10 protein-coding genes and 1 pseudogene are annotated in these 12,334 nt (G+C 35.9%); 10 read left to right on the top strand and 1 reads right to left on the bottom strand.

Going from position 1 to position 12,334, the window contains the following annotated elements:
• Window positions 1–214: 214 nt before the first annotated feature.
• From truB to ACEN3Z_RS10645, 10 genes are all read left to right on the top strand, one after another.
• The gene (gene truB / locus ACEN3Z_RS10690; protein WP_407090855.1) at window positions 215–1,123 is read left to right on the top strand and encodes a tRNA pseudouridine(55) synthase TruB; all 909 of its coding nucleotides are present in this window, start codon (window positions 215–217) and stop codon (window positions 1,121–1,123) included.
• A gap of 17 nt (window positions 1,124–1,140) precedes the next feature.
• Entirely contained in the window at window positions 1,141–2,100 is a 960-nt protein-coding gene (ribF, locus tag ACEN3Z_RS10685; protein ID WP_407090854.1) for a riboflavin biosynthesis protein RibF, read from the top strand.
• Entirely contained in the window at window positions 2,093–2,965 is an 873-nt protein-coding gene (locus ACEN3Z_RS10680) for a YitT family protein (RefSeq protein WP_407090853.1), read from the top strand. The genes ribF and ACEN3Z_RS10680 overlap by 8 nt, the downstream gene beginning before the upstream one ends.
• A gap of 130 nt (window positions 2,966–3,095) precedes the next feature.
• The gene (hrcA, locus tag ACEN3Z_RS10675; RefSeq protein ID WP_407090852.1) at window positions 3,096–4,112 is read left to right on the top strand and encodes a heat-inducible transcriptional repressor HrcA; all 1,017 of its coding nucleotides are present in this window, start codon (window positions 3,096–3,098) and stop codon (window positions 4,110–4,112) included.
• 22 nt (window positions 4,113–4,134) lie between these two features.
• Entirely contained in the window at window positions 4,135–4,707 is a 573-nt protein-coding gene (gene grpE, locus ACEN3Z_RS10670; RefSeq protein ID WP_407090851.1) for a nucleotide exchange factor GrpE, read from the top strand.
• A 21-nt stretch (window positions 4,708–4,728) separates the two neighbouring features.
• Window positions 4,729–6,555 (top strand): molecular chaperone DnaK, encoded by a 1,827-nt coding sequence (dnaK, locus tag ACEN3Z_RS10665; RefSeq protein WP_407090850.1) that lies wholly within the window; start codon window positions 4,729–4,731, stop codon window positions 6,553–6,555.
• A gap of 107 nt (window positions 6,556–6,662) precedes the next feature.
• On the top strand, window positions 6,663–7,811 hold the full coding sequence (gene dnaJ, locus ACEN3Z_RS10660; RefSeq protein WP_407090849.1) for a molecular chaperone DnaJ: 1,149 nt from the start codon (window positions 6,663–6,665) through the stop codon (window positions 7,809–7,811).
• A gap of 253 nt (window positions 7,812–8,064) precedes the next feature.
• Complete coding sequence (lepA, locus tag ACEN3Z_RS10655; protein WP_407090848.1) at window positions 8,065–9,888, top strand: translation elongation factor 4; 1,824 nt, start codon at window positions 8,065–8,067, stop codon at window positions 9,886–9,888.
• A 232-nt stretch (window positions 9,889–10,120) separates the two neighbouring features.
• Window positions 10,121–11,797 carry a formate--tetrahydrofolate ligase gene (locus ACEN3Z_RS10650; RefSeq protein ID WP_407090847.1) on the top strand — a complete coding sequence of 559 codons (1,677 nt, stop codon included), beginning with the start codon at window positions 10,121–10,123 and terminating at the stop codon, window positions 11,795–11,797.
• Between the two features lie 58 nt (window positions 11,798–11,855).
• A complete protein-coding gene (locus tag ACEN3Z_RS10645) occupies window positions 11,856–12,038 on the top strand; it encodes an LPXTG cell wall anchor domain-containing protein (RefSeq protein WP_407090846.1) in 183 nt (60 codons plus the stop codon).
• A gap of 178 nt (window positions 12,039–12,216) precedes the next feature.
• Here the strand turns inward: ACEN3Z_RS10645 and ACEN3Z_RS10640 are convergent.
• Window positions 12,217–12,334, bottom strand: a pseudogene (locus ACEN3Z_RS10640) (IS30 family transposase); the annotation flags it as partial.

Below are 12,334 nucleotides of genomic sequence, written 5' to 3'. Positions count from 1 at the left end.
CTTAGTTCCACTAAGCGAATTGGTAGAGTCTGCTTACGCAAGGTATTGAACCGCCGTGTACGGAACCGTACGCACGGTGGTGTGAGAGGTCGACTAGTCAAATAATGGCTAGTCTCCTACTCGATTTCCAATCAATTCATATAGAATAGCGGTTATGGTGGAAATTTGATATAATCAAGTGTCGAAAAGATTTTATAATAAGGAGTTAATTATGATAAATGGGATTTTAGCGGTTTGGAAACCTAGAGGCATGACAAGTCATGATGTGGTGTTTAAATTGCGAAAAATGTTAAAAATGAAAAAAATTGGACATACTGGAACGCTCGATCCAGAAGTAGATGGCGTTCTAGTAGTTTGTTTAGGAAAAGGAACTCGCTTAGTTGAATTGCTGATGGACTCACCTAAAGTATATTACGGAGAGATTACCCTTGGTATGTCAACAGAAACCGAAGATGCCCACGGTGAAGTTGTTGACCATAAAGCGGTTGTACAGCCTGTTTCAATTGAAGAAATCGATAAAGCAATGTCAACATTTGAAGGTGTCATTGAACAAATACCACCGATGTATTCAGCAGTGAAAGTGAATGGTCGAAGATTATATGAGTATGCTCGAGAAGGCTTAGAGGTGGAACGCCCAATCCGAAATACGATCATCCATTCGTTTGAACGCGATGGTCAACCCGTGTATAATCAAGAAAGTGGTACTCAATCATGGAAATTCAAAGTAGATTGCGGCAAAGGAACTTACGTTAGAACTTTAGCTGTCGATTTAGGGAAGAAGTTGGGATATCCTGCACATATGTCGAAATTAACAAGATTAGAAACAAGTGGTTTTTCAGATTTTGAGAGCTATACACTTGAAGAAATACAAACGTTAATAGATAATGAAGAAATCAATGATAAAGTGGCTACAATTGAGACAGCATTGAAGCATGTTCCCAAAACTGATTTAGACGATGAATTATATGACAAGGTAAAAAATGGACAAGTACTCTTGAAAAGCGATTTTGAGCAGGATTTTCAAGAGCCAATCGCTTTCTATTATAATGATAAAATTATCGCGCTTTATCGTCAGCATCCAGAAAAAGAACTATATATAAAACCATACAAAATGTTCGTTTAAATGAAAGGAGATTCTAAATGAAGATAGTACACTTAAGTCATCCTTACGATTCAAAAGAAATATCAAATGAACCTGTAGTCATGACTTTAGGATTTTTTGATGGCGTTCATTTAGGTCATCAAAAAGTAATAAAAAGAGCAAGAGAAGAAGCAGAAAAAAGAGGAATTAAACTAGCTCTAATGACGTTTAATCAACATCCTAGAATAGTTTATGAAGATCTTAATTTAGATTCATTTCATTACTTAACAACGAATAAGCGAAAAGCGGAACTAATGGAAGAATTTGAAGTGGAAATTTTATACATTGTTGAATATACATTCGCTTTTGGTACTCAAACGCCGCAAGAATTCGTTGAAAAGTACTTAGTCGATTTGCATACCGAAGTTGCGGTGGCAGGTTTTGATTATACTTATGGAAAAAAAGACATCGCGAATATGCAAACTTTACCCATTCATGCTGCTGAGCGCTTTGATGTCATTGAAGTTGAGGAATTAGCATCACACTTTTCCAAAGTAGCAACGACTCGAATTAAAGAACTCGTTTACCAAGGCGATATGGAGCAAGCCAACCAGGATTTGGGCTATATTTATGAAATATACGGTACAGTTATTCATGGTGAAAAAGTAGGACGTACATTAGGATATCCAACAGCTAATATCAAAGTCCCACATCCGCAACTGCTTCCTGGAATAGGCGTTTATGCCGTTGAAATTAAGATAGGCGATACTTGGCATCTAGGTAGCGCATCTATTGGTCATAATATTACGTTCTACGATAATCATGATTTAACGTGCGAAGTTTACATTTTAGATTTTAATCAAATGATTTATGGTGATAAAGTCAGAGTTAGATGGCATCATTATTTACGTGGAGAATATAAATTTAATAGTGTCGATGAATTGATCGACCAATTGAAAATTGATGAAGATAACACCCGTCTTTATTTCAAAAATCTAGGTGGTGGTCGAGATGTATAAAACAGTGATCAAAAACCTAGCCCTTGTGTTAATCGGGACATTTATCTTTTCAATCGCCGTTAATTCAATAGTCATTCCAAACCAACTTGGTGAAGGTGGCGTAACGGGTATCACACTCTTATTGTTCTATATATTTGACATTAGTCCTGCATTGAGTAACTTTATAATCAATGCGGTTATTATGTTGATCGGTTGGAGGTTTCTCGAAAAGGAGACAATCTTTTATACGATTGTCGCAATTATATCCATGTCATTATTCTTAGAATTCGTATTCCTACCTAGTTTTATTCCAACGAATTCATTATTAGGACCATTAGCCAGTGGATTTTTAATTGGATTGGGAATCGGAATTGTTATTTTAGGACACGGGACGACAGCAGGCGTTGATATTATTGCCTTAATCATTAATAAATATTTGGGCTTGCAAGTTTCTATTGCTTTGTTGATTCTTGACGTTTTGATTGTCATTCCACTAACAATTGTCATCGGTTTAGAAAAAGGCTTACTGACTTTAATATCATTATATATTACAAGTAAGATTTTAAACTTCGTCATGGAGGGGTATAATCCTAAGAAAGCGATCATGGTTGTATCAAATAAACATGATGAAATTGCTGAAGAAATTATGAAGCGAGTTGACCGTGGGATTACAGTACTAAAAGGTTACGGATATTATTCTAAAGCTGAAAAAGAAGTACTATATGTCGTTATTAATCGAATTCAGTTAATTAAAGTCCAAAGAATCATAAATGAGATTGATTCAAATGCCTTTGTAACAGTGACGGGAATTCAGCAAGTTCTAGGTGAAGGCTTCACGTTTAACCGTGACCAATCACATAATATAGAAGAAAATGAAGTAATCTAGCACTCTTAATATAAGAGTGCTATTTTTTTTGATTAATTTCTGTAAAACCCTTGACAATTATCCTAGGAGGATGTATTATAATAACAGTTAGCACTCAGATAACTTAAGTGCTAATAAGTGGGGTGAGAAAATGTTGACACCAAGGCAACAAGAAGTTCTTAATTTAATCATACAACTTTATAGACAATTTGAAGAACCCATTGGCTCAAAAACTTTACTTCGAGAGAGTTACTTAAAAGTGAGTCCTGCAACAATACGTAATGATATGGTCGTGTTAGAACAGCAAGGCTTGCTAATGAAGCCACATACTTCTAGTGGCCGTATACCATCTATTGATGGTTATCGTTATTATATTGATGGGATTATTCATCAGGAGGACAAAGAATTACCATTTCTTGATGATGACGCTAATTTTGAAGAGTTGACTCAAGCGAAACATTATAGTCCGTTACAATTAACACAACTTTGTGCAGATATATTAGTTTCATTGACTGGTTTTACAGCAGTGGTACTAGGGCAAAATAAAGAATCGCATTATTTCGAAGAATTTAAATTAGTACCAATTGATCGGACGCGTTATATTTCTATCCTTATGACAGATAAGGGGAATATAGAAAGCGAGCAAATTGAATTAAAAGTATCACTTTCAAAAGATGATATTACAAAGTTAGTTGAGATGATAAATGATGAACTCAAAGGGGTTGTACTTGAAGATGCCTATCAAAGAATGAAGTTAGGAATACCTTTATTAACTCAACGTTTAACAGGATATCAATTAGATTTCTCTCCGTTGATTGAAAAATCAATGCACCACATAAAAGGACACCGCTATTACATTAGTGGGAAAAGTAATCTCTTTGATTTAATCGATGGACAAACAAGTAGAGAAGCATTGAAAAATCTCTTTGAACTCATTGATGGTTCAAGGGAAATGCATCATTTACTTGAAGAACAAGAAGAAGGTATTAATATTTTGTTTGGTTATGAGTTTTTAGCTGATAGCTTAGCGAATATTAATCTTCTTACTGGATCGTTTGTCAATGAAAACCAAAAAATAATATTAGGATTACTTGGACCTACAACAATGTCCTATGAAAAAGTAATTGCGTTATTAGAAGTGATGATTAACAAATTATCGATTCAATAATATAAATGAAGGAGGGTGTCAATTGACAGATAACGAAAAAAATAACAATGTTGTTGATGAGTCTGTAGAAATTATCGAACCAGAGACATCAGAAGAGACAACGTCTGATACACCCGAAGTTTCTGAAGAAGAAACTCAAGAGGTATCAGAATTAGATAAATTAAAACAAGAAAACGAAGAACTAGATGACAAGATATTACGCCTACAAGCTGAGATAGCTAATATGCGTCGTATTAATTCAAGAGAAAGATCTGAAGCAGCAAAATTTAGATCGCAAAACTTAGCGTCATCACTCTTAGAAGTTATTGATAACTTAGAAAGAGCTCTACAAACGGAAACGACATCGGAAGATGGCGAAGTACTTAAAAAAGGTGTTGAAATGGTTCATAACCAATTCAAAAATGCGTTTGAAAAAGAAAAAATTGAAACAATTGATCCATTGAATGAAGAATTTGATCCAAGCTTCCACCAAGCAGTAAGTGTCATGCCTGCGGGAGAAGGACAAGAAAGTAATCATGTGATTCAAGTGTTACAAAAAGGATATCGAATTGATAATCGTGTCATTAGACCGGCAATGGTTATCGTATCAGAATAAAATTAAAAGGAGAAATGTAATATGGCTAAAATTATTGGTATTGACTTAGGTACAACAAACTCTGCTGTAGCGGTTCTTGAAGGTGGAGAAGCTAAAATTATTCCAAATCCAGAAGGTAACCGTACAACACCATCTGTTGTAGCTTTAAAAAATGATGAAATTCAAGTAGGGGAAGTTGCTAAACGTCAAGCAGTAACAAACCCAGATACAGTAAGTTCAATTAAACGTCACATGGGTGACAATTATAAAGTAACTATGGGAGATAAAGAATATACTCCTCAAGAAATCTCTGCGATGACATTACAATACATTAAAAGTTATGCAGAAGACTACTTAGGTGAAAAGGTTGATAAAGCAGTTATTACAGTACCTGCATACTTCAACGACTCACAACGTCAAGCAACTAAAGATGCTGGTAAAATCGCTGGTTTAGAAGTTGAACGTATCGTTAACGAGCCAACTGCAGCTGCTTTAGCATATGGATTAGATAAAACTGATAGCGAAGAAAAAATCTTAGTATTCGACTTAGGGGGAGGAACATTCGACGTTTCAATCCTTGAATTAGGAGACGGAGTCTTTGATGTTCTTTCAACTTCAGGTGATAATAGCCTAGGTGGAGATGACTTTGACGACAAAATTATCGAATACTTAGCAGCTGAATTCAAAAAAGAAAACGGCATTGACTTAACTAAAGATAAAATGGCAGCACAACGTCTTAAAGACGCAGCTGAAAAAGCTAAAAAAGATTTATCAGGTGTAACATCTACACAAATTAGCTTACCATTCATCACAGCATCAGATGCTGGTCCGTTACACTTAGAAACTTCTTTAAGTCGCGCTAAATTCGACGAATTAACACACGAATTAGTAGAACGTACTAAAAACCCTGTTCGACAAGCATTAAAAGATGCTGGCGTTGACAAAAACGAAATCGACCAAGTTATCTTAGTTGGTGGATCAACTCGTATTCCAGCAGTAGTTGAAGCAGTACGTAAAGAAACTGGTAAAGAACCAAATAAATCAGTAAACCCTGATGAAGTAGTAGCGATGGGTGCTGCTATCCAAGGTGGAGTTATCTCTGGTGATGTTAAAGATATTGTCTTACTTGACGTAACACCATTATCATTAGGTATCGAAACAATGGGTGGAATCTTCACTAAATTAATCGACCGTAATACAACGATTCCTACAAGTAAATCACAAGTATTCTCTACAGCAGCGGATAACCAACCAGCAGTAGATGTACATGTATTACAAGGTGAGCGTGAAATGGCTCAAGACAACAAAACTTTAGGTAGATTCCAATTAACAGATATTCCTGCAGCACCACGTGGTGTTCCACAAATTGAAGTTTCATTCGATATTGATAAAAACGGTATCGTTAACGTAAGTGCTAAAGACTTAGGAACTCAAAAAGAACAAACAATTACAATCAAATCATCATCAGGTCTTACAGATGAAGAAATTGATCAAATGGTTAAAGATGCAGAAGCGAATGCTGAATTAGATAAACAACGTCGTGAAGAAGCAGATTTACGTAACGAAGTAGATCAATTAATCTTTACAACTAACAAAACGTTAGAAGACTTGAAAGATAAAGTATCAGAAGAAGAAGTTAAACAAGCAGAAGCAGCTCGTGATGAGTTACAAGCAGCAATCGACGAGAACGATTTAGAAGCTATGAAAGAAAAACGCGACGCTTTAAATGAAGTTGTTCAAAACTTGACCGTTAAACTGTATGAACAAGCAGCTGCTGAACAACAAGCTCAAGCAGATGCTTCTGGTGAAACAGCTGAAGATGACAGTGTTGTAGATGCTGAGTATGAGGAAGTTGACGACGAAGAGTAATTTTTATAAAATGATTACATTATGATGTTAATTTTTAGCCGAGGGCATCAATACCCTTGGCTTTTTATATAAACAGACTTATGATTATTTCTAGAAGGAGGTAGTTTATGGCAGAGAAGCGTGATTATTATGAAGTGCTTGGCGTATCTCGAGATGCATCCGATGCAGAGATAAAGAAAGCCTATCGTAAATTATCAAAAAAATATCACCCAGATATTAACAAAGATGAAGGCGCAGAAGTTAAATTTAAAGAAGTTTCTGAAGCATATGAAGTACTAAGTGATTCGCAAAAACGTGCTGCTTATGATCAGTATGGACATGCGGCTAATGATCCGAACTTTGGTGGCGGATTTGGCGGTGGCTTCGGTGGTGGAAGTTATGGTGGCGCAGGATTTGGCTTTGAAGATATCTTCGAACAATTCTTCGGAGGCTCAGGTGCTTCGCGTCAAAGTCCAAACGCACCAACACGTGGAAGCGACTTACAATACCGTGTGACATTAACTTTTGAAGAAGCAATCTTCGGAAAAGAAACAACAATTAAATACAACCGTAATGAAGAATGTCATACGTGTCATGGTTCAGGTGCTAAACCAGGAACAAGTCCAGTAACATGTTCTAAATGTCATGGATCTGGAGCTGTTCAAGTAGAGCAAAACACACCATTTGGTCGTGTTATGACTCAAAGAGCTTGTGATGTTTGTTCAGGAACTGGCCAAGAAATTAAAGAGAAATGTCAAACGTGTCATGGTGCAGGAATTGAAGCTAAAGAGCATTCAGTTAAAGTAACTGTTCCAGCCGGAGTAGAAACTGACCAACAAATTCGTTTATCAGGACAAGGAGAAGCTGGTCAAAATGGTGGACCTTATGGAGACCTTTACGTAGTCTTTAGAGTACAACCAAGTGAGGAATATGAACGTGACGGAACTGAAATTTATTATGAATTACCAATTTCATTCGTTCAAGCTGCCTTAGGTGATGAAATTACTGTACCGACTGTTCACGGAAAAGTGAAATTAAAAGTACCTGGTGGTACACAAACAGGTACAAGTTTCCGACTTAAAGGTAAGGGTGCACCTAGTCTAAGAGGTAACTTCACGGGAGATCAACACGTTAAAGTGACAGTTAAAACACCTACAAAATTGTCAGAAAAAGAACGCGAATTATTCCAAAGATTAGCTGAAGAATCTGGTCAAGCGGTTCGTGCGAATAATGAAGGTGGATTTTTTGACAAAATGCGCGACATGTTCGATAAGTAATTTAATGTAAGTATTATTAGGAGGCGACTCAGGCTAGTTATTGTGCCTGAATTGTCTCCTTTTTTTTTTACTAATTTTAGATTAATGAATATCTATTACAAGATTTACTTCTCTTTTAAATTGTATTTTTATGATTAGATAATTAATTAAAAAAAGAGAGCTGGAGCCTATCAATATTCAATGTTTTTTGGTATGATTAAGTGTGAGTATTTTTGTAGGTAAGCCATTTGGCTATAAAGGAAGTGAAGGATTTATGAATATAAATGAAATGAGAGAAAGAAAAAAAAGAATAAGAAATTTCTCGATTGTTGCCCATATTGACCACGGTAAATCGACTTTAGCAGACCGTATTTTACAACAGACCCATTCTGTGGCTGACCGTGATATGCAAGCTCAATTATTGGATTCAATGGATCTTGAGCGTGAGCGTGGAATAACAATCAAATTAAATGCGATTGAATTAACATATAAAGCAAAAGATGGCGAAGATTATATCTTCCATTTAATTGATACACCTGGTCACGTCGATTTTACATATGAAGTTTCTCGTTCATTAGCAGCCTGTGAGGGTGCTTTATTAGTTGTCGATGCAGCTCAAGGGATAGAAGCTCAAACATTGGCGAATGTTTACCTAGCCTTAGACAATGATTTAGAAATTTTACCTGTAATTAATAAAATTGATTTACCTGCAGCAGATCCCGAACGTGTTCAACTTGAAATTGAAGATATTATTGGTATTGATGCATCTGAAGCAGTTCACGCAAGTGCAAAATCTGGAATTGGTATTGAAGATATTTTAGAACAAATTGTTGAGAAAGTTCCAGAACCACAAGGTGATGTGGATGCACCGCTTAAAGCATTAATCTTCGATTCGGCCTATGACAGTTACCGTGGTGTTGTTTTAAACATTCGTGTCATGGAAGGTGTTATACGCCCCGGTGAGCGCATGAAATTAATGAGCAATGGGAAAGAATTCGAAGTTGTTGAAGTAGGAATATTCTCACCATCACCAATTCAACGTGATTTCTTAATGGCCGGGGATGTTGGTTATGTCACAGCGAACATCAAAACAATTCAAGATACCCGTGTTGGTGATACCATCACATTAGCTAACAATCCAACGGAAGAAGCATTGCCAGGATACCGTAAATTAAATCCAATGGTTTATGCTGGTTTATATCCAGTTGATTCAAGTGACTATAATGATTTAAGAGAATCGCTTGAAAGATTACAATTAAACGATGCGGCACTGCAATTTGAACCTGAAACGTCTCAAGCGTTAGGTTTTGGTTACAGAACAGGGTTCCTAGGCTTATTACATATGGATGTAATTCAAGAACGTTTAGAACGTGAATTTGGCTTAGATTTGATTATGACTGCACCTTCAGTAATCTATGAAGTGGTCAAAACAGACGGTGAGACAATCATCGTGGATAACCCATCTATGATGCCAGATAACACAGAAGTTGATAAAATCTTAGAACCTTACGTTAAATCAACGATCATGGTACCAAATGATTATGTTGGAGCGGTAATGGATCTTTGTGAACGTAAACGTGGTAACTTCCTAACAATGGATTATCTTGATGAGTATCGTGTTAACGTTGTATACGAAATGCCAATGGCTGAAATCATCTTTGATTTCTTTGATAAATTAAAATCAAATACTAAAGGTTATGCGTCGTTAGAATATGAAGTGATTGGTTACAAACAATCAAACTTAGTGAAGCTTGATATTCTTCTTAATGGAGAAATTATTGATGCCTTTAGTACGATTGTTCACCGTGACTTTGCTTTCAACCGTGGAAAAGAGTTAGCAAGTAAATTGAAGGAAATCATACCTCGTCAGATGTTTGAAATTCCGGTACAAGCGACTATTGGTAATAAGGTTATTGCGCGTACGACAATTAAAGCTTACCGTAAAGATGTAACTGCCAAATTATATGGTGGAGACGTTTCTCGTCGTAAAAAACTATTAGAGAAACAAAAAGAAGGTAAGAAACGTATGAAGTCTGTCGGTAGTGTGGAAATACCACAAGAAGCTTTCATGGCAGTACTTTCTATGGACGAAGATTAATATATTTTTAAAGTAGACTTCCTTAACGGGTTGTCTATTTTTTTGCCCAAATTGCGTGAATAAGGATTAAACTAGCGTTCAATATAAAATGATAATTTAAGAAACTATTATTTTATATTGAATAAACGAATGATTGAGTATAATTAGTATAAGTTCATTGGTTATAAGCAATTGATAACGTTTTTCTATGATATACTAAACTAATTAAAACTACGAATTTAGGAGTGATTATTTGAGTCAATTAACAGATATAGATATCGCAAAGCAATCTGATAAAAAACCAATAAATGAAATTGCCAAAAAATTAGGTATATCCAAGAAAGAGTTTATACCTTATGGACATTATAAAGCCAAAATTGATGTGAATATGAATAAAGAAGAATTTGAAAAAAATAAAGGAAAACTCGTTTTGGTTACAGCTATATCGCCAACACCTGCAGGTGAAGGGAAGACAACTATGTCTGTAGGCTTAGCTGATGGTCTAGCTCAGATCGGTAAGAAATCAGTCCTGGCACTAAGAGAACCTTCCCTAGGACCTGTCTTTGGGATGAAAGGTGGGGCAGCAGGAGGCGGTTACGCGCAGGTAGTTCCGATGGAAGATATTAATCTGCATTTTACAGGTGATTTCCATGCAATTTCTTCAGCACATAACTTAATCTCTGCATTATTAGATAATCATATTCATCATGGAAACTCTTTGAATATTGATACGAGAAAGATTCCTTGGAAACGTGTCGTAGATATGAATGATCGTCAACTCCGTCATATAGTTAATGGATTAAATGGCTCAACTAATGGGGTTCCACGAGAAGATGGCTATGATATAACAGTGGCTTCAGAGATTATGGCCATCTTTTGTTTATCTGAAGATTTAATAGATTTGAAAGAGAGAATCAGCCGAATCATTGTGGCTTATACTCATGATAACCTACCTGTAACTGTCGATGACTTAAAAGGTTCTGGAGCAGTTACGGCGTTATTAGTCGATGCCTTTAAACCAAATTTAGTTCAAACACTAGAGAATACCCCAGCGTTTATTCATGGTGGACCTTTTGCTAATATAGCTCATGGTTGTAATAGTATATTAGCAACAAAACACGCTTTACATTATGGAGATTATGCTGTAACTGAAGCCGGTTTTGGTGCAGATCTTGGTGGCGAGAAATTCATTGATATCAAATGCCGTACAGCGGAGCTTGCACCTGATGCAGTCGTTGTTGTAGCAACTGTTAAGGCTCTGAAAATGCATGGCGGTGTATTAAAACAGCATCTGAATGAGGAAAATGTCATCGCAGTAAAAAAAGGACTAGTGAACTTAAAACATCATATTCAAACAATGAAAGATGTCTTTAATCTAAATACAGTCGTCGGAATTAATCACTTTTTCACCGACACAGATGCAGAAGTTCAAGTTATATTGGATGCTTGCCAAGAATGGGGTATTAAAGCATCTGTAGCGAAAGTCTGGGAACAAGGTGGTAAAGGCGCGACAGACTTAGCTCAATTAGTTGTTGAAGCTTGTGAGAATAAGACAAACATGACATTTGCCTATGACTTAGATACGACTTTAATGGATAAAATCAATCATGTAGTTCAAAAAGTATACGGAGGCAAGGGCGCAACCTACACAAATAAAGCGATGAAACAGTTAAAAAAAATTGAACAAGCTGGATTTGGTAAGCTTCCAGTATGTATGGCTAAAACTCAATATTCACTTTCAGACACAGCATCATTAATTGGCGCACCGACGGATTTTGATATTAAGATCAAAGAACTTCGACTTTCAGCTGGTGCAGGCTTTATCGTTGCAATCACTGGAACGATTATGACTATGCCAGGTTTACCAAAAAAACCGTCTGCAGAAAGTATTGATGTCGATAAGGAAGGGAATATCACTGGCTTATTTTAAGCATATTACATATAATTATTATAGTGTGATCCATTTCTTAAAGATGAGGGGTAAATTTATGAAAAAAGAAACTTTATTTAGCTTAATATTAACTATATTACTTTTTGTTCCTACTAAAGTCCAAGCAATGTCAACTTTACCTAACACAGGTGAGTCTAATAGTTGGATATTTATCTTAATTGCAGCAATTGCAGTTGTTGCTGGGATTTGGTTAGTGGTTTCATCAAGAAAGAAAAAGTAAGCTAAAGATAAGAAAGTTTAAATATTAATGCATGGTCTTTGAATTAATTCAGAGCCATGCTTTTTAATTTTTTAACTTTGAAAAGCCAATTGAATTCAGGTAGAATGGGTTAAGATTTTATGTCAGAGGAGTTATACAATGCTTAAAAAATTTTTCTCGTATTATATTCTTTGATTTGTCAAATTAAGCTAGACAAAACTGCTTCATCTAAGTAACTCAAAAATACTTCCAACGGTGTTCGGTAGTGTAAGGATTTCCGTGGAATCGTGTTCCGTTTGTGTGCAATCGATGACACA

This window comes from Ruoffia sp. FAM 26254 (assembly GCF_045528545.1).
Classification (GTDB): domain Bacteria; phylum Bacillota; class Bacilli; order Lactobacillales; family Aerococcaceae; genus Ruoffia; species Ruoffia halotolerans.
Note: the sequence above shows the minus strand (reverse complement) of the source record. Positions and strands in the feature narration are given on the sequence as shown.

Coding starts and splice junctions, on each gene's coding strand:
- ribF (WP_407090854.1), top strand. CDS start 1,141: ATGAAGATAGTACACTTAAGTCATCCTTACGATTCAAAAGAAATATCA.
- dnaJ (WP_407090849.1), top strand. CDS start 6,663: ATGGCAGAGAAGCGTGATTATTATGAAGTGCTTGGCGTATCTCGAGAT.
- ACEN3Z_RS10680 (WP_407090853.1), top strand. CDS start 2,093: ATGTATAAAACAGTGATCAAAAACCTAGCCCTTGTGTTAATCGGGACA.
- dnaK (WP_407090850.1), top strand. CDS start 4,729: ATGGCTAAAATTATTGGTATTGACTTAGGTACAACAAACTCTGCTGTA.
- hrcA (WP_407090852.1), top strand. CDS start 3,096: ATGTTGACACCAAGGCAACAAGAAGTTCTTAATTTAATCATACAACTT.
- lepA (WP_407090848.1), top strand. CDS start 8,065: ATGAATATAAATGAAATGAGAGAAAGAAAAAAAAGAATAAGAAATTTC.
- ACEN3Z_RS10645 (WP_407090846.1), top strand. CDS start 11,856: ATGAAAAAAGAAACTTTATTTAGCTTAATATTAACTATATTACTTTTT.